Below are 24,877 nucleotides of genomic sequence, written 5' to 3'. Positions count from 1 at the left end.
GCGTGCAACGGCTCATCGCTTGTATCGATGATGAACCGCGACTTTAGCAACGCCCATGCGCACGACGAACCAATAAATCGTCACGAGCAAAGCCGTACACGTCATATACGCCGTATCCGGCGCACTTCACTATTCAGAGGCTTCCGCCGCCTTCGCTGTTTTTACATTGCCGTCCCATCCGCCGCCCAAGGCTTTCACGAGCATGACGGCGTTCTGTAGCGCGGTGCTGCTGTAATCGAGCGCGATCTTGCGGTCCTGTACTTGCGTCAATTGCGTATCGAGGACATCGATTCGGCTCGACGTCCCCGCCGCGAAATTGCGCTGCTGGCTGGCCGCGAGTTCGCCGCTGCGTTGCGCGACGTCATTCGATGCCGCCGCCTGGCGCGTCGCGATCTGCACCGCGCTCAAATAGTCTTCGACGTCCTGGAACGCGCTCAACACGGTCTGCCGATACGCGGCGACTTCCTGATCGTAGTTGGCGCGTGCAGCGCGCACCGACGCGCTCGTCGCGCCCGCGTCGAACACCGTTTGCGCAACGTCGAATCCAAGCGACCAGAAGCGCGTCGGCAGCGAGACGAGATGCGCGAGCGAAGTCCCGCTCCAGCCGCCATCTGCGGAAAGCGTGATGGTCGGGAAATAGCCCGCCTTCGCGACGCCGATCTTCGCGTTGTATTGCGCAACCGTGCGTTCGGCTTGCACGACATCCGGCCGCCGCTGCAACAGTGCGGACGGCAGCGAAACGGGCAACCCTGGCAACTCGAACCGATAGTCCGCCTGCACCGGCAACGAGAACGCGGCTGGCGCTTCCCCGATCAGCACGGCAATCGCATGCTCGTACTGACGGCGCGTGAGTTGCGCGCTCGCAATGCTTTCGTCGATGGCTTGCAGCGTGTTGTGTGCAGTGCGCACATCGTCATACGACGACACGCCGTGCTCGTACTTCGCTTCCGTCAGCGCGAGCAGTTCGGTGTCGATCCGGCGTTCTTCATCGAGGATCGCGAGATCAGCGTCGGCGGCCCGCACGGTGAAATAGTCGACGGCCAGTGTCGCCAGCACGCTCAGGCGTTCGCCTGCCAGTTGCGCGTCCGATGCCTGCGCGCTCGCCTCGCTCGCTTCGACGGAGCGACGCACGCTACCCCACAGGTCCGGCTCCCAGCTAGCCTCCAGTTGCGCCGACACGCTTTTCGACGCATAGCTGCTGACGGTTCCGCTCGACGACACCTGCGTCGTGCTGCCACTGCCCGAACGCGTGCCCGAGCCTGCGAATGACACCGTCGGAAACAGGCTCGCGCGTGCCGACGCCACCTGGGCGCGCGCTGACCGATACGCCGCGTCGTACTGCGCGAGCGTCTGGTTCGCCTTCAATGCGCGCTCGCACAGGTCGTTTAGTGTCGGATCGCCGAACATCGTCCACCAGCGGCTATCCAGCGATGCCGCTGGATCTGGCTGCGCCTGTTGCCACATTCCACTCGCGTCGGGGCTGTTCATTTCCTTGAACGTGGCAGGCACGGCGACGTCGGGCTTCTTGTAGTCGGGGCCGATCGCGCAGCCAGTGCACAGCGTTGCAATGGCGGCAGCCACGATCGTTCGATGCACACGCCGCATCGTGCGCGTTGCTTTGTCCATCATGATGGGTTTCCGTTACGTGAGGCACGGCGGCCGTTGAAGCGGTCGAGCCAGAGGTAGATCACGGGCGTCGTGAAGAGCGTCAGCAACTGGCTGACCATCAGGCCGCCGAGAATCGCGACGCCAAGCGGATGACGAAACTCGTGCCCATAGCCCGAACTGACGATCAGCGGCACCGCGCCGAACAGCGCGGCGAGCGTCGTCATCATGATCGGCCGGAAGCGCGTGAGGCACGCCTGATAGATCGAGTCTTCCGCGCTCGCGCCGTGTTCCCGCTCGTACGTAACCGCGAAATCGACCATCATGATCGCGTTCTTCTTCACGATGCCGATCAACAGCACTATGCCGATCAGCGCGATGATCGTCAGTTCGTAGCCGCATACGTAGAGCGCGATGAGCGCGCCGAGGCCCGCTGAAGGCAGTGTCGAGAGTATCGTCAGTGGATGAATCAGGTTCTCGTACAGAATGCCGAGCGCGATGTACACGGCAATCAACGCACCGATGATCAACAGCACTTCGCTACCGCCCGACTGCTGCATCATCGCGCCTTGCCCCGCGAACGCCGGCAAAATCGTGTTCGGCAGATTCAGCGACGCGACGGCCGCCTTGATGGCCGCATTCGTATCGCTCATCGACACGCCTTCGCGCAGGTTGTACGACAGCGTGACAGCGGGAAACTGGTTGTCGTGCGCGATCGTGACGGGCGCGTGTGACAGCGTGCGCGTCGCGAGTGCGGATAGTGGGACGAGCGTTGCGTTCGTTGATGAAGAGGCGGTGGTCGTACTGGTCGCGTTCGTCGCGGGTACATACAGCGTGTCCAGCGTCTTAGGGTCTTGCCAGTACTGCGGCGCGACTTCCATCACCACGTGATACTGGTTCGCCGGGCCATAAACCGTCGCAATCTGGCGCTGGCTGAACGCGTTGTTCAGCGCATCATCGATTGCTTCGAACGGCACGCCGAGACGCGCCGCCGCGTCGCGATTCACCTGCAACATCATCGAAAGACTCGCGCTTTGTACATCGGCGTTCACGTCGCGCAACTGAGGCAATGCGCGCAGCTTCGCTTCGATGCGCGGCATCCACGTATCCAGTTCGTCCTGGTTCTCCGCCGTCACCGTGTACTGGAACTGCGCCGAGCTTTGCCGCGCGCCGAACATCAGATCCTGCGCGGATTGCATCAACAGGCGCACGCCGGGAATGTCGGCGGTGCGATGGCTCAGATCGGCGATCACCTGATCGGCGCTGTGCTTGCGCTCGGACAACGGCTTGAGCGTAATGAACATCATGCTGTTGCTCACCGCATTGCGTCCGCCCACATAACCCGACACCGATTGCACATCCGGGTTCTGCAGGATGCGCTTGTTGATTTCATCGAACTTCTGCTTCATCGCCTGGAACGAAATGCTCTGCGACGCCTGAACGTTGCCCATCAGCCGCCCCGTGTCTTCAGTCGGAAAAAAGCCTTTCGGCATCACGGCCACCATGCCGACGTTGGCGAACAGCAGGAACACAGTGACGGCGAGCATCGTCTTTGGATGACGCAGCGCCCAGCGCAGACTTCGCCCATAAGCGCGTTCGACGCGCGGCCCCAACGCGCTTTCGCTCTGCTTGTGCGGCACATGGCGCAACAGCAGACGCCCGAGCGTCGGCGCGAGCGTCAGCGAAATGACCATCGAAATCAGGATCGCAATCGCCAGCGACACCGAGAACTCGCGGAACAGCCGCCCAACCAGACCGCTCATCATGATGAGCGGCAGAAACACGACTACCAGCGACACGCTGATCGTCAGCACCGTGAAGCCGACTTCGCGCGTGCCGTCGAGCGCAGCCGCAAGCGGCGACTTGCCCTGATCCAGATGCCGCATGATGTTTTCAACGACGACGATCGCGTCGTCGACTACGAAGCCCGTCGAGATCGTCAGCGCCATCAGCGACAGGTTGTTCAGGCTGTAGCCGAGGAAGTACATCGCGGTGAACGTACCCGCCAGCGCGAGCGGCACGGTGATCGCCGGGATGAGCGTGCTGCGCCAGTCGCGGAAGAATGCGTATGAAACAGCCGTCACCAGCAACACAGCCGCCAGCAGCGAGACTTCGACGTCGAACACCGATGAGCGAATCGTCTGCGTACCATCCAGCACGACGTTCAGCTTCACCGTCGACGGCAAACTCGCGGCGAGTTGCGGCAGCGTCGCGCGAATCGCGTCGACGGTTTTGATCACGTTCGCGTTCGGCTGCTTCGACACGATCAGCAGCACCGCCGGCTTGCCGTTCGCGAGACCATAGTTGCGCAGGTCTTCCGTCGACTTCACCACTTGCGCGACATCGGTGACGTGCACCACCGTGCCGTCGTGCGTGCGGATCACGAGCGGCTTGTAGTCGGCGGGTTCCATCAACTGATCGTTCGCGCCCAGCACATAGTGCTCGCCGTTCATGCTGACGGCGCCCTTCGGCAGATCGACGCTCGCGTTCGCCAACGCTGTGCGAACGGAGTCGAGCGCGATGCCGTAGTGACTCAACTGATCGGGATTCAGTTCGACGCGCACCGCCGGCAGCGCACCGCCGCCCACGGTCACATCGCCGACACCTTGCACCTGCAGCAGCTTCTGTTGCAGCACCGACGAAGCATAGTCGTACATCTGCCCGACGCCCACCGTATCCGACGTCAGCCCGACGATCATCACGGGCGCGGCAGCCGGATTCATCTTGCGATAGGTCGGCGTTTGCGTGAGCGTCGTCGGCAGATTGCTGCGCGCGGCATTGATCGCCGCCTGCACGTCGCGCGCAGCGCCGTCGATGTCGCGGTTCAGATCGAACTGCAACACGATCTGCGACGAACCCGACGAGCTTTGCGACGTCATCTGCGTGAGGCCCGCAATTGAGCCGAAGGCGCGTTCGAGCGGCGCCGTCACGGTCTTGGCGACCGTGTCGGGGTTCGCGCCCGAAAGGGTCGCGCTGACCATCACGACGGGAAAATCCACCGACGGCAACGCCGCGACAGGCAGCAGCCGGAACGCGACGATGCCGAACAGCGCGAGACCAATCGCAAGCAGCATCGTGCCGACGGGACGGCGAATGAACGGAGCGGACAGATTCATGCTTTAGCTCGCGTTCGTATCGCCGGAAGGCGTGATCGCGGCGCGTGTCGCGAGACGATGCAGCGCGAGGAAGATCACGGGCGTCGAGAACAGCGTGAGCAACTGACTCACCACTAGCCCGCCGATGATCGCGATGCCGAGCGGTTGCCGCAACTCGTGGCCCATGCCCGTGCCGAGCGCGAGCGGCAGTGCGCCGAACAATGATGCGCAGGTCGTCATCAGGATCGGCCGGAAGCGCAGTTCGCACGCACGGCGCATCGCGTCGTGCGCGGTGAGGCCGAGCGTGCGCTCCTGTTCGAGCGCGAAGTCGACCATCATGATCGCGTTCTTCATCACGATGCCGACCAGCAGCACGATGCCGATCAGGCCGATGATGTCAAGTTCGCCGCCGCAGAACAACAGCGCCGCGAGCGCGCCGCATGCGGCGGAAGGCAGCGTCGAGAGAATCGTCAGCGGATGGATGAGGCTTTCGTACAGGATGCCGAGCAGGATATACACGGCGATCAGCGCGCCGACCAGTAGCAAGGCCTCATTGCCGAGCGACGTGCTGTAAAGCTGCGCCGCGCCTTCGAGGTTCATCTGCACGCTTGCGGGCGGGTTCAGCTTCGCTTCGATCGCCTCGATACGGTCGATGGCCGTGCCGAGCGTCACGCCATCCGCGAGATTGAACGACACATCCGCGTATGGAAACTGTGCCTGGCGCTGAATCGTCAACGGCGCGGCACCGACCGTCGCGGTCGCGATGCTCGACAGCGGCGAGAGTGAAGCCGACGTGCTGGTCGAAGACGCAGTGGACGAAGAAGTCGATGAAGCGCTCGTCGTGCCCACATACAGCCCGTCGAGCAACGCCAGCGGCGACTCGCCAACCAGCCGCACGTCCGCGCCCAACGTCACGTGATACTGGTTCACGTGCGTATAGATAGTCGAAATCTGCCTATCGCCGAATGCGTCGTACAACGCGTTGTCGATGTCCTGCGCGGTGAGACCGAGCCGCGACGCCGTCGCGCGGTCGAAGTCGAACTTCAGCATGTTGCCTTGCTGTTGCGCCTGGCTTTGCACGTCGGTGAACATCGGGTCGGCGCGTAGCGCTGCGAGCAGGCGCTGGGTCCATTCGTTGAGTTCGGCGCGGTCAGTCGCCTGCACGCCGACGCGATAGCTGTTCGCGTTGATCTGATCGTCGAGCGTCAAGTCCTGCACGGGATGCAGATAGAGCTTAAGGTCAGCGCGCTGCTGCGCCGCGTCTTGCGTGAGCCGTTGAATCACGGAGCGGCTCGAATCGCCATCTTTCAGGCTGATGAGCATGCGGCCCTGGTTGATCGTCGGATTGTTCTGGTCGATGCCGACGAACGACGACACATTGGCCACCGCACTATCGCTCGCGACGCGGCCCGCCAGCGTGCGCGTCGATGCCGCCATCCGCTCGAACGACGCGCGCGGCGAACCCAGCGAGATCCCTTCGATCAAGCCCGTATCCTGCACCGGAAACAAGCCCTTCGGCAGCAACACGAACAGCACGACTGTCAGCAGCGTGGTGATGGCAACGATCACAAGCACCGTCAGGCGATGCACAAACGCCCAATCGAGCGCACGCAGATAGCCGCGATTCAAACGCGCGAGCCAGTCCTTCGCGGCGGCATCGCTGTCGCTCGCGGCGTGATCGGCGCGCAGCATGCGGGCGGCCATCATCGGCGTGAGCGTCAGCGATACCCACGCGGAAATCACGATCGCAATCGCCAGCGTCAGCGCAAACTCGCGGAACAACCGGCCGATCACATCGGGCATGAAGAACAGCGGAATCAGCACGGCAACGAGCGCCACCGAAATCGACAGAATCGTGAAGCCGATCTGCCGCGCGCCCTTTAACGCGGCGTCCAACGGTGTCTCGCCGTTCTCAATGTGACGCATCACGTTTTCGAGCATCACGATTGCGTCGTCGACTACGAAGCCGGTTGCCACCGTCAACGCCATCAACGTGAGGTTGTTGACGGAGAAGCCGAGCGCGTAGATACCCGCCACCGTGCCGACCAGCGCGAACGGCACGGTCACGGCGGGAATCAGCGTGAATTCGAGCCGCCGCAGAAACACGAACACGACCATCACGACGAGCGCGATCGCGGCGGCCAGTTCCATCTTCACGTCGTGCACGGAAGCGCGGATGGTCTGCGTGCGGTCACTGAGCACGCTGATCTTCACGGTCGCGGGCAAGGACGCGCGCAGTTGCGGCAACAGCGCTTCGATCCGGTCGACGACTTCGATCACGTTCGCGCCCGGCTGCCGCTGCACATTGATGATGATCGCGGGCGTCGCGCCGCTCCATGCCGCCTGGCGCGGATTTTCAGCCGTCTCCGAAATCTTCGCGACATCCGAAAGACGCACGGGCGCGCCGTTGCGATACGAGAGCACGAGGTCCTGATAATCGGTGGCGGACGTGAGCTGATCGTTTGCGTCGATCGTGAACGCCTGCAACGGACCGTCGATCGTGCCTTTCGCGCTGTTCACGTTCGCATCGCCAACTGCCGTGCGAACGTCTTCGAGCGACAGGCCCATCGCGTTCAGCGCGCGCGTGTCGGTCTGCACGCGCACGGCTGGCCGCGCGCCGCCAGACAGCGTGACGAGCCCGACGCCCGACACCTGCGAGAGCTTCTGCGCGATGCGCGTATCCGTGAGGTCTTCGACACGCGTGAGCGGCAACGCATCCGATGTGACGGCGAGCGTGAGCACGGCCGTATCGGCGGGATTGACCTTGCTGTAGACGGGCGGATACGGCAGGTTCGTCGGCAGCGTGCTGTTCGCGCTGTTGATCGCGGCCTGCACTTCCTGCTCGGCTTCGTCGAGATTGGTCGAGGTCTGGAACTGCAGCGTGACGAGCGACACGCCGAGCGAACTCGTCGAATTCATGCGCTTGAGCCCCGCCATCTGCCCGAACTGCTTTTCGAGCGGCGCGGTGACGGAAGTGCTGATCACATCGGGCGATGCACCCGGATACTGCGTGTAGACCTGGATCGTCGGATAGTCGATTTCGGGCAACGCCGAAACCGGCATCAGCCGGTAAGCGATCAGGCCGATCAGCAGCAGGGCAAGCGTCATCAAACCCGTCGCGACAGGACGGCGGATGAACGGGCGGGAAATATCCATCGGTATCTATTGGTTCGGAAGCGCGCGTCAGGGGCGAACGATCTTCACGGCGCTGCCGTCGTCGAGCTTGTCCGCGCCATCGAGCACGATCACATCGCCCGCCTTGAGACCACCTTGTTCGATCACAGTCGCGTCGTTGTACGCGACGCCCGCCGTCACGCGACGCAGCGCGACCTTGCCTTCGCCCTGCTTCGCATCGGCGGCGCTCAGCGTCAGCACGAAATCGCCCGATGCGCCGTGCTGGATCGCGACCGACGGCACGGTCAACTCGTCGCGCAAGGTGCCGACCGTCATCCGCACGTTGACGAAGCGGTTCGGAAACAGCCGGCCATCGCGGTTCGGCGCGCTCGCCTTCAGCTTGACCGTGCCTGTCGTCGTGTCGGCCTGGTTGTCGATGGCGGCGAGCGTCGCGTGATCGAGCACGGTGCGCTTGTCGCGCGCAAAAATCTCGACGGGCAATGCGCCCTTGTCATGGAACGCGTCGACCACGTCGCCCATCCTGTCTTCGGGCAGCGCGTAGACGACGGTGGTCGGCGAGTCGCTAGTGATGGTCGCGATGCCTGTCGTGTCGCTGGTCGTCACGTAGTTGCCGGCATCGGTGGACAGCAGGCCGATCGTGCCGTCCATCGGCGCGACGATCTCGCAGTAGCCGACCTGTACCTGAAGATTCGCGACGCTGCCCTGATCTGCCTTGACGGTGCCTTGATACTGGCGCAGCGTCGCGCGCTGTGTGTCGAGCGTCTGATGCGAAATCGAGCCGCCGTCAATCAGGCTTTCGTAACGCGTCAAATCGGCGCGCGCATTGGCGAGCAGCGCTTCATCGTGTTCGAGCGTGCCTTGCGCTTCCAGCAACTGCGCGCGCAGCGCGCGCGAGTCGATCCGCGCAATCGGCTGGCCCGCTTTCACGCGCTGGCCTTCTTTCACGAGCATCGCTTCGAGCGTGCCGTTGACCTGCGTTTTCACGGTGACGGTCGCGCGCGGCGTGACGGTGCCGAGCGCATCGAGTTGCAGCGGCACGTCGGCGCGCGTCACCGTGCCGATGGTGACAGGCGTGACTTGCGCAACGGGATGCGGCGGCTTGTGAAGTGCGGCGAACGCCTGCCACACGACAACGCCGGCAGCAACGACGCCTGCGGCGATCAACACACGACGGATTGGACGATTGAATTTCACGCGGAGATTTGTCGGCGCTTAGGCCGTTCAACGGTTTGCCACACGGAATAAGAGAACGACGCCACGCGGGCGTCGCCGGAAAGCAGCGCCGCGCCTCATGCGAGGATCGGCAACTGCTAAGGAGATGAAGGGGAATGTAGCAACGGGAAAGCGCGCCCAGGTTTAGCGCGCTTAGCAGGTGTTTCAGCGTGTTACGGTTGCGCGGCGACACGCGTGGGCTGCTGGGCTTGCTGCGCGTACGGCGCATCGGCGGGACGCGGGGTGTCGCCCGTTCGCTCGATCCAGCCGCCACCAAGATACTGATAGAGATCGACGAGATTCGTCAGCCGGTTCAACGACGCCGTAATGAGCGACTGCTGCGCCGAATACAGATCGTTCTGCGCGGTCAGCACGTTCAGGTAACTGTCCACGCCGTTGCGATACCGAAAATCCGACAGGTCATAGCGACGCTGCTGCGACTCGACGTTCTCCTGCAACGCCTTGATCTGCCGGTCATACGTGCCGCGCGCCGCCAGCCCGTCAGACACTTCGCGGAACGCCGTCTGGATCGCCTTTTCGTACTGCGCGACGGCAACGTTCTTTTCGAGCTTCGCGAGATCAAGGTTCGCGCGGTTTTCGCCGCCCTTGAAAATCGGCACGGAAATGGTCGGCCCGAAGCTCCATGCAAGCTGTCCTGGCTTGAACAACGAGCCGAGGCTCGCACTCGCCGTGCCGAAGTCGCCCGTCAGGGAGATACTCGGGAAGAATGCCGCGCGCGCCGCGCCGATATTCGCGTTCGCACCGATCAGCGTTGCTTCGGCTTCCATGATGTCGGGACGGCGCGTCAGCAGATCGGACGGCAGGCCCGCCGGGACGTCCGCGAGCAGTTCCTGGCTGGCGAGCGGCAGGCCTTGCGGCAGATCGGCAGGCAGCGGCGCGCCGACCAGCAGCACGAGCGCATTCTCCGCCTGCGCGCGCGAGCGCTGCTGGCTTTCGTAGTTCGCCTGCGCCTGCTGCATCGTGCCCGCCGCTTCGCGCAGATCCAGTTCGGAGCCCGTGCCCGTGTCGTACTGGAGCTTCGTCAGTTCGTATGAACGGCGCGCCGTGTCGTACGTGTTCTTCGTGCTTGCCAGCATTTCGTCGTAGGCGACGAGCGTCAGGTATTGATCGGCGACTTGCGACACCAGCAGGATTTCTTCCGCCTTGCGGGCCTGCGCCGTCGAGAAATACGTCTGCAACGTTTGCTCGGTGAGGCTGCGCACCTTGCCGAAGAAGTCGAGTTCCCATGAAGCGCTCGCCGCCACCTGATAGTCGGCGCCCACGGTCGCCTTGCCGACGTACGACAAATCCTTCGGCGTGCGGCTGCGCGTGCCCGTGCCATCGACGGAAAGCGACGGCATCAGGTCGGCGCGTTGAATGCGATATTGCGCGCGTGCTTCTTCGACCTTGAGTGCCGACACGCGCAAATCACGGTTGTTCTGCAACGCGAGTTCGATCAAACGTTGCAGACGCGGATCGACGAAGAACTCGCGCCAGCCGATATCGACAGCAGAGTGATCATTCGCAGTACGGGTTGCCGTACCTTTAGCGGGCTGGTTGTCATAGACGCCGCCTTGCGGAAAGGTCGCCGCGACGGGCGCGGCCGGACGTTCATAAGTCGGCGCGAGCGTGCAGCCCGTCGCGAAGAGCGCGGCGGCGAGCGTCGTCAGTAGTGTTCTGTTCATATGCTTGTCCTTACTGGGCCGTTTCTTCTTCGACGTCGTGCTCGGTGCCATGCGGCGTCGAGCCGTCGCGCGAGAACTTCTCGCGGATCACGACGTAGAACATCGGGATCATGAAAACGGCGAGGAACGTGGCCGTCAGCATCCCGCCGATCACGCCCGTGCCGATTGCGTGCTGGCTCGACGAACCCGCGCCGTTGCTGATCGCGAGCGGCAGCACGCCGAGCACGAACGCCAGCGACGTCATCAGGATCGGGCGCAACCGCAAGCGCGCCGCTTCGAGTGCGGCCTGCACGGCCGTCATGCCTTCCTTGATCTGCAATTCGCGCGCAAACTCGACGATCAGAATCGCGTTCTTCGCGGACAAACCGACGGTGGTCAGCAAGCCGACCTGGAAGAACACGTCGTTCTCCAGCCCGCGCATCGTGACGGCGAGCAATGCTCCGATCACGCCGAGCGGCACCACGAGAATCACCGCGAACGGGATCGACCAGCTTTCGTACAACGCGGCCAGACACAGGAACACGACGAGGATCGAGATGCCGTACAAAATCGGCGCCTGCGAGCCCGACTGGCGTTCCTGGAACGACAGGCCCGTCCATTCGTAGCCAATGCCTTGCGGCAGTTTCGCGGCGAGCGCTTCCATCGCGGTCATCGCCTGGCCCGTACTCTTGCCTGCGGACGCCTGCCCCTGGATTTCGACCGACGAGATGCCGTTATAGCGTTCGAGCTTCGGCGAGCCGTAGACCCAATGTCCCGACGCCACCGACGTCAGCGGCATCATCGAACCGGAACTGCCGCGCACGTACCACTTGCTCATGTCTTCGGGCGTCATGCGGAACGGCGCGTCGCCTTGCAGATAGACCTTCTTGATCCGGCCATCGGTGTCGAGGAAGTTGTTCACGTAAGCCGATGCCCACGCAATCGAGAACGTCTGGTCGATGTCCGACACGGTGACGCCGAGCGCCTGCGCTTTCTCGCGGTCGATATCGACCTTGAACTGCGGTGTATCCGACAGCCCGTTCGGACGCACCAGCGCCAGCGACGGATCTTTCGCGGCCATCCCGAGCAACTGATTGCGCGCGGCCATCAGCGCGTCGTGGCCGAGACCGGCGTTGTCCGTCAATTCGAAGTCGAAGCCGGATGCGGTGCCGAGTTCGGGAATCGATGGCGGGTTCACGGCCAGCACGGTCGCGTCTTTGTACGACGCGTAGTGCCCGAACACGCGGCCCACCAGCGCCTGCACTTTCTGGTTCGCATGCTGGCGCTGCGAGTAGTCCTTCATCCGCACGAACGCGATACCCGCGTTCTGGCCGCGGCCCGCGAAGCTGAAGCCGTTCACCGTAAAGACCGATTCGACGATGTCTTTTTCGTCGTGAAGCAGATAGTCGGTGACGTTCTTCAGCGTGCGCGCCGTGGTCTCCTGCGTCGAACCGGGCGGCGTTTGCACCAGTACGAACATCGTGCCCTGGTCTTCATCGGGCAGGAACGACTTCGGCAGACGCATGAACAGGAAGCCGACGGCGACAATCACGGCGAGATACAGCACGAGCCAGCGTCCCGAGCGACGGATAACATGCTGCACGCCGGAGTGATACTTGTCGCGGCCGTTGTCGAACGTGCGGTTAAACCAGCTGAAGAAGCCCGTCTTCGTGCCGTGATGCCCCTTCGGGATCGGTTTGAGAATCGTCGCGCACAGCGCGGGCGTGAGGACCAGCGCAACGAGCACGGACAGCACCATCGCCGCCACGATAGTCAGCGAGAACTGCCGGTAGATCGCGCCAACCGATCCGCCCGAAAACGCAACAGGCACGAACACGGCCGACAGCACCAGCGCCACGCCGACCAGCGCGCCCGTGATCTGGCCCATCGCCTTGCGGGTGGCCTCTCTTGGCGATAGCCCTTCCTCCGACATCACGCGCTCGACGTTTTCGACCACCACGATCGCATCGTCGACCAGCAGGCCGATGGCGAGCACGAGACCGAACATCGACAGCGTGTTGATCGAGAAGCCCGCCGCGCTCATGATCGCGAACGTGCCGAGCAGCACCACCGGCACGGCGATAGTCGGAATCAACGTTGCGCGCAGGTTCTGCAGGAACAGATACATCACGAGGAACACCAGCACGATGCCCTCGAGCAGCGTCTTCACCACTTCCTCGATCGACATCTTCACGAACGGCGTCGTGTCGTACGGATACTGCACGACGAGACCATGCGGGAAGTTCTTCGACAGTGCGTCGATTTTCGCGCGCACCAGCTTCGCCGTTTGCAGCGCGTTAGCGCCCGTCGCGAGCTGAATGCCGAAGCCCGCTGTCGGCTGGCCGTTGTACTTGGTGTCGAAGTTGTAGTTTTCGCCGCCAAGATCGATGCGCGCGACGTCCTTGATGCGCACCTGTGAACCGTCCTGATTGACCTTCAGCAGCACGTTGCCGAACTGTTCCTGCGTTTGCAGCAAGGTTGCCTGCGTGATGGTCGCCTGTAACACCTGACCGGGCACGGAAGGCGTACCGCCGAGCGAACCCGCCGCGACCTGCACGTTTTGATTCGTCAACGCAGTTTCCACGTCGACGGGTGTGAGGCTGTACTGGTTCAGCTTGTTCGCATCGAGCCAGACGCGCATCGCGAACTGCGAGCCGAACAACTGCACGGTGCCGACGCCATCGACGCGGCTCACGGGGTCTTCGACATGTGAAGCCACGTAGTTCGCCAAGTCGTAGCGATCCATGCTGCCGTCCGTCGAGACGAACGCCATCACCAGCAGGAAGCTGCTGCTCGACTTCGTCACTTTCGTGCCCTGCTGCTGGACGGATTCAGGCAACAGCGGCGTCGCGAGTTGCAGCTTGTTTTGCACCTGCACCTGCGCGATGTCGGGGTTGGTGCCCGCCGCGAAGGTCAGCGTGATCGTCGCGTTGCCGGAGTCGTCACTCGACGACGACATATAGAGCAAATGGTCGAGACCGCTCATCTGCTGCTCAATCACCTGCGTCACGGTGTTTTCCACCGTTTTCGCCGATGCGCCCGGATACGTCGCGCTGATCTGCACGGCAGGCGGCGCAATGGTCGGATACTGCGCGACGGGTAGATTGAAGATCGAAGCGATGCCCGCGAGCATCAGAATGATTGCGATGACCCAAGCAAAGATAGGTCGGTCGATAAAGAACTTTGCCATTTAAACGCCCTCGTTACTGCGAGCTGTGCGCGTCGGATGCGGGCGCTGCGGCTGCTGTTTGTGGTGACGAGTCGGTGCCAGGCAGTTGCGCGTCGACCGTCTTCACTGTCATGCCGGGGCGTACCTTGTCGACGCCTTGCACGATCACGCGGTCGCCCGTTTGCAGGCCGCTTTCGACCACCCAGTTCGCGCCATACGTGCCCGACGTCACCAGTTGCCGCGTCGCGACCTTGCCGTCTGCGCCGACGACGAGCGCCGTCGGGTCGCCCTTCTGGTCGTGCGTGACGCCCTGTTGCGGCACGACGTACGCCTGCTCGTTGATGCCTTCCTCGATCTTCGCGCGCACGTACATCCCTGGCAGCAACACACGCTGCGCGTTGTCGAACAGCGCGCGCACGGTGACGGAGCCGGTGGTCTGATCGACCGTGACGTCGGAGAATTCGAGCTTGCCGGTGCCGCCGTACGGACGGCCGTCTTCAAGAATCAGCGTGACCTTGGCCGCGTTCGGGCCGCTCGTCTTGAGCCGCCCTTCCTGCGCGTCGCGGCGCAGCTTGAGGCCGACCAGACTCGATTGCGTGAGGTCCACGTAGACGGGATCGAGCTGTTGCACGGTGGCGAGCAGCGTTGCCGCGCTCGACTGCACGTAAGCGCCTTCCGTCACCGACGACTTGCCGATGCGCCCAGAAATCGGCGAGGTCACGTCGGTATAGCCGAGGTTGATCTGCGCCGTTTCGACGGCGGCCTTGCCCGATGCGACATCGGCGGCGGCCTGGCCTTCGGAGGCGACGGCGTTGTCGTAGTCCTGCTTGCTGATCGCGTTCGCCGCCACCAGCACCTTGTAGCGCTCGGCTTCCGCGTGCGTCGACACGAGCGACGCCTGTGCCTTCGCAAGCGTCGCCTTCGCGCTGTTCAGCGAGGCGATATACGGCGCGGGATCGATCTTGTACAGCGTCTGTCCCGCCTTGACTTCGCTGCCTTCCGTGAACGCGCGCTTCAGCACGATGCCGTCGACGCGCGCCCGTACTTCAGCCACGAGATGCGCGCTGACGCGGCCCGGCAATTCGACGGTGACGGGTACGCCAGTGGGTTTGATGCTGACGACGCCGACTTCGGGCGTCTGTTGAGGTGGTGCTGCGGGCTTGTCGCTGCACGCGGCGAAAAACGGAATGATTGCGGAGATCGCAGCCGTGGCCGCGAGCATACGAAAGTTACGGTTCTTTAATAGCGCTGGCATCGTACAAACTTGTTTGAATTGAACGGGGCCGGCGCGCAACGAGTGTTGATCCAACACGCACCGACACGATAAGGTCGTGACGATAGGGGTTGTTCGCCTTTCCCGGGTTACAGCCACCGGGCTGCCGTAAGACTTGTTAATCCAACGCGGCGTCGCGCCGACTACGATGGCCGCGTGATTCACACGGTCGCTGCGCGGATTCGCGTGCGCGGCGCCGAACTGCAGGAGAAAGGCACCCGTCATGGGACGAACGAAGCAACAGGCGCTCGACACGCGGGCCAAGATCATCGACGCCGCCGAGCGCGTGTTCTTCGTGCGTGGCTTTGCGCGCGCCGCGCTGGAGGACATTGCGTCGGAAGCGGGCGTGACGCGCGGCGCCGTCTACGGTCACTTCAGGAACAAGGAGGCCGTGTTTCAGGCGATCTACGAGTGTGCGGACATGCCGCTCGATCCATTCGTCGTACAGTCGTGCGAGCAGGACGCCGATCCGTTGCAGCATCTGCATGCGCAACTGCTTCAGCGTCTGCGCGACGCGCTGTATCTGCGGCGCGCGCGGCGTCTGTACAGCATCGCGCTGACGAAATGCGAAGTGACGACGGAGACGGCGGCGTTTTACGAGCGCGTCGCGATGGCCGCGTTGCGCGCCGAAGCTCAGATCGATGCGGCGCTACGGGCCGCGTCGCTGCGCGGACAGTTGCCGCCCGACGTCGATACGCGCGCCGCCGCCGGCTTTATTCACGCGGCGTTGACTGGGTTTTTGCACAAGCGTTTGTTGATGTCGGCCGAGTCGCGCGCAGATCTTGAAGCGGAGCAGACGCTTGCTTCGGCGCTGCGGTGCGTGGGCGCAAACACTACATTCACCACGTTCGAGCGCGCCCGCGCCTGACTCCGCGGCGTTGCAGGCGCACGCTGGAATCCGTTAAGACTTGGTAAGACTTGCTAAGTCCCCAGAACCGGGGCCACGCAGCGTTGCGCTATAGTCATACGCACATCCGATACCCCGGCGGCAACGACGCTGCCCCGCCCAACGCGGCAAAGCGCCGGCGCAGCCCGCTCACATCATGCCCGACACACCCATTCAGGTGCTGCTCGTCGACGACGACGCCGACCTGCGCGACCTGCTTCGCAACTTCTTCCAGCAACGCGGCATCGAATTCTCCGTGCTGCACGATGCCACGCATCTCGCGCGCAGACTCGAACGCGAGCGTCCTTCGATCATCGTGCTCGATCTGATGATGCCCGGTGTCGACGGGCTCACGGCGCTCAAGCAGTTGCGCGCGAGCGGCGACACGATTCCCGTCGTCATGCTGACGGCGCGCGCCGATGGCGTGGACCGCGTGATCGGCCTCGAACTCGGCGCGGACGATTATCTGGGCAAGCCGTTCATGCCGCAGGAACTGCTCGCGCGCATTCATGCCGTGCTGCGCCGCCATAAGCTGCATCCCGAAGCGCCGCCTGCCGAGCATCGCGAGGCGCTCGTGTTCGGACGCTTCCGGCTCGACTTCGCTTCGCGCACGCTCTTTTGCGACAACGAACCCGTTAAGCTGACGGGCAGCGAATATGCGTTGCTCGAAGTGTTCGCGCAGCATCCGATGGAAACGCTGTCGCGCACGCGCATCGTCGATCTGCTGCATGGTCCGGATTCGGAAGTGACGGAACGCGGCATCGACGTGCCCGTGTGGCGTCTGCGGCGGCTGCTCGAAGACGACCCCGCTGCGCCGCGCCGCATCCAGACGATGCGTGGCATCGGCTATATGTTCGTGCCGGGTGAAGGCGGTGAAGGCGGTGAAGTCGACGATGGCGGCGACGCTAGCGAAGGCGACGACAACGCATCGCAATGAAAAACCCGTTCAATACGCTTTTCGGCCGTCTCGCGACGCTGACGGTCGGCCTGATCGTGGCCGTACACGTGACGTCGCTGTTCGTCGTCGACCGCGACCGCGGCCATATCGACGCCGAGCATGCGCGCCGCGACGTGCTGCTGGCCGTGCAGGCCAAGCACGACGGCGAGGCAGCCGCGCGACACGTCGCGCAGACACTCGGCATCGAATATATCCCCGATGCCGACGCGATCCGCCGGGGTTGTCCGAACCAGTGCGAGGGTTCCAACGCGCCGTTCGAGCATGATCTGCTGCCGCGCATGCCCGAAGGCAGCCGCGTCGTGTTCGATCCGCACACGGGCTCGCTGTGGATACGGTACGGCAACGAGCCGTACTGGCTCTTCATGCGCAACGCGAATCTGCCGGGGATGCGCTTTCTCGGTTCGTCGCTGGTGATGCTGGTGCTGGCCGTTTGCGTGGCACTGCTGGCCGCGTGGCAGTTTCAGCGTCCGCTGCACAGGCTTGCCGACGCGGCGCGCGAATTCAGAGTCGGCCGGCGCGTGCCGCCCGTGACGGAAAGCGGTCCCGCCGAAATGCGCGCGCTGATCGGCGACTTCAACCAGATGATGCGCGAGCTCGCGCAGTCCGAGCAGGAACGCGCCGTGATGCTGGCGGGCGTCGCGCACGATCTGCGCGCGCCGATCACACGCATGCAGGTGCGCGCGGACCTGTTGCCCGACGCGGCGAACCGCAGCGGCTTCCTGCGCGATGCCGAGTCGCTGTCGCGCATCGTCACGCAGTTTCTCGACTATGCACGCGATACCGCCGATCCCTCGCCGCACGCGAATGTCGATGCGCATTGCCGCCGTCACTATGGCGACGGACTCGACGACGAAGCGCTCGTGCGTCTGCATCTGAATGCGGGCGATGGCTTCAATCTGCCGCTGGTGGATCTCGACCGGATACTATCGAACCTGATCGAAAACGCGATGAACTACGGCGAGCCGCCCGTCGAGATTTCAACGTCCGCGCATAACGGTGTCCGTACGCTCATCGTGCGCGATCACGGACGTGGCATTCCGCGCGAACAGCTTGAACGCGCGTTGCAGCCGTTCACGCGCCTCGATCCGGCGCGCGGCGGCGACGCGCATTGCGGCCTCGGCCTCGCGATCGTGCGCCGGCTCACGCGCTACAACGGTGGACAGTTCGAATGCGACAACGCGCCCGATGGCGGGTTTCGCGTGACGTTGACGTTCGGGCGCGAAGCTTAGCGGCGCTTCTTCTCTCACGCAGCGTCTAAACGAAATGCCGCCCACAATGGGCGGCATTTTTCATGGATCAACGATGCGGCGCGAGCAGGATGCTCGAAATCACGCCCGTCGCAATCGCGGCGAGCACGAAGTCGCCATTGACCTGGACCCATTGATAACCCGACGGCGGCGGCTGAAGATCATATCCACGCCAGTCGTCGACGACATATTGCGGACCGCGATAGTCAGGCGGCAAGCGGTCGCCGCGATGCCAGTCGCGGTGCGGCACCGGACGATGCGATGCATCCGCGCGAACCGGGCCACCAGCGTGCTGCGGACCGCCGGGACCACCAGGGCCACCATCGGGGCCGCCGCGCTCGTCGGCAGCGGGATGACGGCCCGGACCGCCGTCATCGCCCGGCGAGTATTGAGCGAACGCCTGAGTTTGAGCAACGACACACGAAGCAGCAAGCAACAATACAGATACAGCTTTTTTCATCAAACACTCCCCCAAATAAAGTGAGAGTGTTTTCCGGCGCAACGATTCAAACGGCGTCCTTACTGTGTCTTACGGGCAGCTTTTATGCCTGCTCTACAGGCAGTTCGAGACGCGCAAGCTCCGCGAAATATCGCGCGCCTGTCAGCAGAATATCGTCGTTGAAATCGTAAGTTGCGTTGTGCAGCGGTACGCCGCCCTTCTCTGCCGCGTCGCCATTACCAATGAAGATGAAGTTACCGGGAACGGCCTGCAAAAACGCACCGAAGTCTTCGGAGATCATCATTGGCGGCACGTTGCCGTCGACGTTTTCCGCACCCGCGATATTGCGCGCTGCGTTCACCGCCACATCGACACATTGTTCCGAGTTCACCGTCGGCGCAAATTCGTGCGTGTATTCGAAAGTGCAATCCGCACCGTGCGCCCGACAGAGGCCTTCGCTCACTTCGCGCATTCGCGTTTCGAGCAGCGTTTGCACTTCACGCGAATAACTGCGGGTATCACCTTTGATCACGACGTTCGACGGGATCACGTTTCTCAGCCCATCCGTCATGAACTCCGTGCAGGAAACCACCGCTTGCAGACCCGGATCGAGATTACGCGACACGATCGTCTGCAATGCGAGCACGATCTGCGATGCGATCACAATGGGATCGTTGCCCATATGCGGACGCGCCGCGTGCGTGCCGCGTCCCTTGACGTGAATGACGAAGTTATCTTCGCTCGCCATGATGCCGCCCGCGCGCGTCGCAAATGTGCCTGCACGCATGCCGGGCATATTGTGTGCGCCGAAAATGGCATCGACGGGAAAACGTTCGAACAGTCCATCCGCCATCATCGCTTTCGCGCCGCGTCCATGTTCTTCCGCAGGCTGGAAGATGAAGCGCACCGTACCGTTGAAATCGCGGCGCTCGGCAAGTAGCCGCGCTGCACCGAGAATCATCGACATATGTCCGTCGTGTCCGCACGCGTGCATCTTTCCCGGCGTACGCGATGCGTGCGCGCGCGCAGTCGCGTGCTCGGTGATGTTCAGCGCGTCCATGTCGGCGCGCAGTCCGATCGCGCGCTTGCCGTCGCCAACCGTCAGATTCGCAACCAACCCTGTTCCGCCGATGCCGCGATGCACGTCGAGCCCCAAAGTCGCAAGAATGTTCGCGACATAGTCGGACGTGTTGACCTCTTCGAAACCCGTCTCGGGATACTGATGCAAATGCCGGCGCCAGTTCTTCAATTGTCCTTGCAGCGTGCTTTCCATATCGGTTGTCCTTGTCGCTGGGATTCGGGTGCGCCGGTTAGCGGACGCAGCCTTGCAGCCACGCCTGCTGACGCGCGGCCACGGCTTGCGCAGACTCGCCGACGAACTGCTCATAAGCGGCGGGCGCCGTCGCGCCTTCCGTGTTGATGACGAGCACGCGTGCGTTGCGATCCAGGCCTGCCGCGCGCGCGAGTTCGCCATTTCGCATCAATGCGCAAAGTCCCGCGAAACCCGCTGCGCCCGATTCACCGGCGACGAGCGGCACGTCATCGCCCGCGCCGTTTGCGAGGCGGCGCATTGCATCGACTGCGTCGTCGTCATCGATCAGCATGAAATCGTCGATGCATTGCTCCAGGATCTTCCACGCGAGCGGCGATGTTTCGCCGCAGGCGAGACCCGCCATCACGGAATCAACCGATCCCGTCGCTCGCGCTGCGTGTCCGGCGATAGCGCTCTGATACAGGCAGTCCGCCTGACGCGGTTCGACGACGATGAAGCGCGGCCTTTGCGCGCCAGCGCGCTCCCAAAGATAACTCGCGACGCCCGCCGCAAGTCCGCCCACGCCGCCTTGCAAGAAGACATGCGTGAACGCAGGCTCATCCGTGGATTGCTCGATGACTTCAGCGGCAATCGTGCCGTAGCCCTGCATGACGTCGCGCGGAATCGCTTCATAGCCGTCGTACGACGTGTCCGAGACCACATGCCAGCCGTTGTTCTTCGCGAGCGTCGCCGCGTGTTCGACCGACTCGTCGTAGTTGCCCGCAATGCGGACGATGCGCGCGCCATACGCGGCAATCGCCTGTTCCCGCTCGGCGCTGACGTTCGCGTGCAGCACGATCACGCAATGACAACCGATGCTCTGCGCTGCGGCCGCGAGCGCCTTGCCGTGATTGCCGTCCGTCGCGCTGACGACAGTGAGATTCGCGAGCATCTGCGCATAGTGTCCTTCGATGAGCGCCTGCGGCTCGATGTCGTGCGTATGCCATAGACGCGTGACGAGACGCATCAACGCGATCGGCGCGCCCAACGCCTTGAAGCTGCCCAGCGGCGAGCGGAACGACTCGTCCTTGACGCACAGACGCGCGATGCTCAGTTGCGAAGCTGCGTCTGGCAGTTCCCACAATGGCGTGGCTTCATGGCTGATGAGTTCCCAGCCCGACAACCATGCGCGGCTTTGATCCGCCGACTCGACGTTGAGAATGGTCCGCAGCGTGTCCGGGTAGGCGACGTGAATAGCGCGAGGATTGGAGATCAGCATCCGTTGTTGCTCCAGAAATCGGACCGCTCGAAGGTCCGTTGATCAAAACTGGGTGAAAGCGTGTTTGCGCGCAAAGCCCAGATGAAATGATATTGCGCGACACCATCAATAAAGTCTCGAAGTTCGGCCTTATCGTGCAAAAATATCTCTCACACTACGGCCCCAACGCGAAAACCATGGCTACCCAACTCGACAACTTCGACCGCAAACTTCTGATGGAAGTCCAGCGCGACGCGCAGATTCCCCAGACTGAACTCGGTGTGCGGGTCAATCTGTCGACGGCCGCCGTCAACCGGAGATTGCGCCGTCTCGCGGATGAAGGGGTGATCGACCGCTACTCGGCCATCGTCGCGCCGGAGAAAGTGGATTACCCGCTCACCATCGTCGCGAACGTCGAAGTCGAGAGCGAGCAGATCGATCTGCTGGACGCGATGAAGCGCACTTTCGCGCAGTGTCCGCAGATCCAGCAGTGCTACTACGTCGCGGGCGAATGGGACTTCGTGCTGGTGATGACGGTGCGCAACATGGACCAGTACACCGAACTCACGCGGCAACTCTTCTTTTCCAACAACAACGTCAAACGCTTCAAGACGCTGGTGAGCATGAGCCGCGTGAAAGTGGGCCTGGGCGTGCCCGTCGATATCGTCGACGAATGACGCGTCTTATCGCACGACGGAGCGGTCGGTCCAGTTGCCCTGATCGAACTGCCGAACGGTAATCGCGCCGTTACGGATATCGCCTTTCTCGTCGAACTGGATCGGACCCGTGACGCCGTCGAGCTTCGCCGCGCGCAGCTTCGGCAGATAGGCTTTCGGATCGGTCGATCCCGCCGCCTGCATCGCATTTGCCAGGGCGATCACCGCGTCGTACGCGTACGGCGCGTACAACTGCACAGGCACGCCGAAACGCTGTTCATAGCGTTTGAAGAACTCCGGTCCTTGCGGCATTTTTGCAGGCGGCACGCCTGCCAGCGTGCAGTACGTGTCGCTGCTCATCGACGTGCCCGCCAGCTTGATGAACTGCGGCGTGCACGCTTCATCGCCTGCAACGAACTTGACCTTTAGCCCAAGCTTCTGCGCCTGCTGCACGAAGGCGGCGGCCTGCGTGTCGCCACCCGTGAACGCGATGCCGTCCGGTTGACGGCTCTTGATGGTCGTGAGGATCGCCATCCAGTTGGTCGTCTTGTCGGTGCCGTATTCGCGTGCGACCACGTTGCCGCCCGCCGCCTTGACCGCCTTTTCGACCTCGTCGGCAAGACCTTGCCCGTATGCCGTGCGGTCGTCGACGATCGCGATTTTGCGCGCGCCGAGATCGTGAACCAGATACGTGGCGATCACCGTGCCCTGTCGCACGTCGTTGGCAACCATGCGGAACACGTTGGTGAAGCCTTGCTGCGTCAGTTTCGGATTAGTAGCGGACTCGGTGATCATCGGCACGCCTGCATCCGAATAGATTTTCGATGCCGGAATCGACGTGCCCGAATTCGCATGCCCGACGACGCCCGCTACGCCGTCGTCGATCAGCTTTTGCGCGACGGTCACGGCTGTTTTCAGATCGGCTGCATCGTCCTGCGAATCGAGGACGAACGTCACGCTCTGTCCATTGATGCGGATCTTCCGGCTGTTCAGATCCTCGATCGCGAGGCGCACGCCGTTTTCGTCGTCTTTGCCGATGTGCGACAGTTCGCCCGTCAAAGGCGAAACCTGTCCGATCTTCACAGTGAGATCCGCATGCGCCGCGAGCGGCTGCAATGCAAGCGCGGTGAGCGTCAGAAGCGATAGGGGTCGAAGTGTTTGCATGGTCGTCAGCTTGAAGAGTGGGCTCGCGCTCGGGGATGGACGTTTTCGCCATCCGGATTTGGCCTTGGGCTGCTTTGCAAGGTTGTATCGATCGTATTCGCGCGCCCTGATAGCCAAAATTTGCAGCCCGCCCGTTCCCGCAAAATCCACTCGATACAACAGCCGTTCGAGAGATTTTTTATCGCGCCGCCGCTTTTCGCCTGCTTCCGCCCGAATCGGGCGTGATTTCTGCCGAAGCACGCGCCCTCATTCTTCGCTAATTCCCCGCCTATACGATGCAGATCATTCGAAAGTGCAGTCCGTCATCACCGATCCGAAAACATTTCGTCTGACGCATTCGTCTGAAGGAGATCACCATGTCACTCGCAGCCATCATTCACGGCACGCCCATCTGGGTTTGGGTGTTGCTCGTCTACCTGCTTTCGCGCGGATTCAAGGCCATGAACAGCGGCACCGCGCCGCTTTCCCGCCTGGCCATCGTGCCGCTCGTCTTCGCGGTCTGGGGCATTGCGCACCTGGTGACAGACCCGCTGACGGGTTGGGCCGACGCGATCGTATGGGTGGTCGCCGCGCTGGCGGGCGTCCTGGGTGGCGTGTTCATGGCGAGCCGCACGCGCTTCATCGTCGATCCGATCGCGAACACTGTGATGCTGCCGGGTTCCATGCTGCCGCTGGCGCTGATCGTCATCACCTTCGCGGCCAAGTTCTGGCTCGGCGTAGAACTGGCGACGGCAACCAGTCTCACTTCGCTCGGCACGTATATGTTGATCAGTGCAGCTGTATCGGGTGCCGTTGCAGGCATGTTCGCCGGACGCTTCCTGACCTACTGGCGAGCCATGAGCGCGCGCCGCATTCTCCGGACATGCTCTCAAGGCACGTAAGGGGGAATCCGGGAAGCGGGCACGTCCGTTGCAATCCGCAACTCAAAAGAAATATCGCCAAACTTGTTACTCCCAGCGTTCGCTTTCCGGGTCCAGACTGTCTCACGGCAAGCAACGCGCGATGAACAACCAACGAAGCCGCGCCTCATCCCCGAGGCGCGGCAACTTGTTCAAATCAGGAGGTCGCAAGCGCCATGACTACATCAGACGAGAACGGAAGCAAGAGCGGACAACGGGCGATGCGGACCCCGTCCGTCGTATCGCCGCAGGAATGGGAAACCGCGCGCGAGCAATTGCTCGTGAAGGAAAAAGCCCACACGCGCGCCCGCGACGCGCTCGCCGCCGAGCGCCGCCGCATGCCGTGGCTGGCCGTCGACAAGACCTACGCATTCGAAGGGCCATCGGGCAAGCTCAGTCTGTTCGACCTGTTCAACGGCCGGCGTCAACTGATCGTGTATCGCGCGTTCTATGAACCGGGCGTGTTCGGCTGGCCCGAGCACGCGTGCCGCGGCTGCTCGATGGTGGCCGATCAGGTCGCTCATATTGCCCACCTGAACGCCCGCGATACGACGCTCGTTTTCGTCTCGCGCGCGCCTCAGGCGGACATCGAGCGATTGAAGGCGCGCATGGGCTGGCAGATTCCGTGGTTCACGATCACGGACAGCTTCGATACCGACTTCGGCGTCGGCGAATGGCACGGCACGAACGTGTTCTATCGCGACGGCAACCGGGTATTCCGCACCTACTTCATCAACAATCGCGGCGACGAGCAGATGGGCGGCACGTGGAACTATCTCGACATCACACCGCTAGGCCGGCAAGAGGTCTGGGAAGATTCGCCCGAAGGCTATCCGCAGACGCCGACCTACAAGTGGTGGAACTGGCACGACAGCTATGTCGACGACGCGCCGCCGGACAAGAAGTGGGTCGAGGTATCGGACGCTGGCGAGGCGGCATTCAGGAACAAGCCCGAGGCGTAAGCG

The 24,877-nt window shown here is 62.9% G+C and carries 17 protein-coding genes; 6 read left to right on the top strand and 11 right to left on the bottom strand.

Annotated features, from left to right (window positions below; translation table 11 throughout):
* Positions 1-129 precede the first annotated feature (129 nt).
* The 7 genes from H1204_RS37100 to H1204_RS37070 all read right to left on the bottom strand — a co-directional run bounded on the left by H1204_RS37100 (position 130) and on the right by H1204_RS37070 (position 15,135).
* Positions 130-1,629: an efflux transporter outer membrane subunit gene (locus H1204_RS37100; RefSeq protein WP_180733673.1), complete on the bottom strand. Its 1,500-nt coding sequence runs from the start codon at positions 1,627-1,629 to the stop codon at positions 130-132.
* Complete coding sequence (locus H1204_RS37095; protein WP_180733672.1) at positions 1,626-4,721, bottom strand: efflux RND transporter permease subunit; 3,096 nt, start codon at positions 4,719-4,721, stop codon at positions 1,626-1,628. Before H1204_RS37095 ends, H1204_RS37100 begins: the two co-directional genes overlap by 4 nt.
* Positions 4,722-4,724: 3 nt before the next feature.
* Complete coding sequence (locus tag H1204_RS37090; RefSeq protein WP_180733671.1) at positions 4,725-7,856, bottom strand: efflux RND transporter permease subunit; 3,132 nt, start codon at positions 7,854-7,856, stop codon at positions 4,725-4,727.
* A gap of 27 nt (positions 7,857-7,883) precedes the next feature.
* Positions 7,884-9,029 carry an efflux RND transporter periplasmic adaptor subunit gene (locus H1204_RS37085; RefSeq protein WP_180733670.1) on the bottom strand — a complete coding sequence of 382 codons (1,146 nt, stop codon included), beginning with the start codon at positions 9,027-9,029 and terminating at the stop codon, positions 7,884-7,886.
* A 191-nt stretch (positions 9,030-9,220) separates the two neighbouring features.
* Complete coding sequence (locus H1204_RS37080; protein WP_180733669.1) at positions 9,221-10,732, bottom strand: efflux transporter outer membrane subunit; 1,512 nt, start codon at positions 10,730-10,732, stop codon at positions 9,221-9,223.
* 10 nt (positions 10,733-10,742) lie between these two features.
* Positions 10,743-13,901 carry an efflux RND transporter permease subunit gene (locus H1204_RS37075; RefSeq protein WP_180733668.1) on the bottom strand — a complete coding sequence of 1,053 codons (3,159 nt, stop codon included), beginning with the start codon at positions 13,899-13,901 and terminating at the stop codon, positions 10,743-10,745.
* A 13-nt stretch (positions 13,902-13,914) separates the two neighbouring features.
* The gene (locus H1204_RS37070; RefSeq protein ID WP_180733667.1) at positions 13,915-15,135 is read right to left on the bottom strand and encodes an efflux RND transporter periplasmic adaptor subunit; all 1,221 of its coding nucleotides are present in this window, start codon (positions 15,133-15,135) and stop codon (positions 13,915-13,917) included.
* A gap of 241 nt (positions 15,136-15,376) precedes the next feature.
* On the opposite strand from H1204_RS37070, the gene H1204_RS37065 reads away from it, so the two are divergent.
* The 3 genes from H1204_RS37065 to H1204_RS37055 all read left to right on the top strand — a co-directional run bounded on the left by H1204_RS37065 (position 15,377) and on the right by H1204_RS37055 (position 18,226).
* Entirely contained in the window at positions 15,377-16,021 is a 645-nt protein-coding gene (locus H1204_RS37065) for a TetR family transcriptional regulator (RefSeq protein WP_180733666.1), read from the top strand.
* A 175-nt stretch (positions 16,022-16,196) separates the two neighbouring features.
* Positions 16,197-16,976: a response regulator gene (locus H1204_RS37060; protein ID WP_180733665.1), complete on the top strand. Its 780-nt coding sequence runs from the start codon at positions 16,197-16,199 to the stop codon at positions 16,974-16,976.
* On the top strand, positions 16,973-18,226 hold the full coding sequence (locus tag H1204_RS37055) for an ATP-binding protein (protein ID WP_180733664.1): 1,254 nt from the start codon (positions 16,973-16,975) through the stop codon (positions 18,224-18,226). The genes H1204_RS37060 and H1204_RS37055 overlap by 4 nt, the downstream gene beginning before the upstream one ends.
* Before the next feature lie 67 nt (positions 18,227-18,293).
* On the opposite strand, the gene H1204_RS37050 is transcribed toward H1204_RS37055, so the two are convergent.
* From H1204_RS37050 to H1204_RS37040, 3 genes are all read right to left on the bottom strand, one after another.
* Complete coding sequence (locus tag H1204_RS37050) at positions 18,294-18,704, bottom strand: RcnB family protein (protein WP_180733663.1); 411 nt, start codon at positions 18,702-18,704, stop codon at positions 18,294-18,296.
* 82 nt (positions 18,705-18,786) lie between these two features.
* Positions 18,787-19,956, bottom strand: a complete 1,170-nt coding sequence (locus tag H1204_RS37045) for a M20 aminoacylase family protein (RefSeq protein ID WP_180733662.1) — start codon at positions 19,954-19,956, stop codon at positions 18,787-18,789.
* Between the two features lie 37 nt (positions 19,957-19,993).
* Positions 19,994-21,214, bottom strand: coding sequence for a diaminopropionate ammonia-lyase (locus tag H1204_RS37040; protein WP_180733661.1), 1,221 nt, complete (start codon positions 21,212-21,214; stop codon positions 19,994-19,996).
* 176 nt (positions 21,215-21,390) lie between these two features.
* Here H1204_RS37040 and H1204_RS37035 point away from each other — a divergent pair, with 176 nt between their 5' ends.
* Positions 21,391-21,870, top strand: coding sequence for an Lrp/AsnC family transcriptional regulator (locus H1204_RS37035; protein WP_009771400.1), 480 nt, complete (start codon positions 21,391-21,393; stop codon positions 21,868-21,870).
* A 6-nt stretch (positions 21,871-21,876) separates the two neighbouring features.
* Here the strand turns inward: H1204_RS37035 and H1204_RS37030 are convergent, their stop codons facing one another.
* Positions 21,877-23,013, bottom strand: coding sequence for a branched-chain amino acid ABC transporter substrate-binding protein (locus tag H1204_RS37030; RefSeq protein ID WP_180733660.1), 1,137 nt, complete (start codon positions 23,011-23,013; stop codon positions 21,877-21,879).
* A gap of 356 nt (positions 23,014-23,369) precedes the next feature.
* On the opposite strand from H1204_RS37030, the gene H1204_RS37025 reads away from it, so the two are divergent.
* On the top strand, positions 23,370-23,894 hold the full coding sequence (locus tag H1204_RS37025; protein ID WP_180733659.1) for a DUF6622 family protein: 525 nt from the start codon (positions 23,370-23,372) through the stop codon (positions 23,892-23,894).
* Positions 23,895-24,088: 194 nt separating this feature from the next.
* On the top strand, positions 24,089-24,874 hold the full coding sequence (locus H1204_RS37020) for a DUF899 domain-containing protein (protein WP_180733658.1): 786 nt from the start codon (positions 24,089-24,091) through the stop codon (positions 24,872-24,874).
* Positions 24,875-24,877: the final 3 nt, after the last annotated feature.

Origin of the sequence: Paraburkholderia sp. PGU19, from assembly GCF_013426915.1 — a bacterium.
In the GTDB taxonomy this organism is placed as follows: domain Bacteria; phylum Pseudomonadota; class Gammaproteobacteria; order Burkholderiales; family Burkholderiaceae; genus Paraburkholderia.
This window is presented reverse-complemented; position numbering and strand designations above follow the sequence as displayed.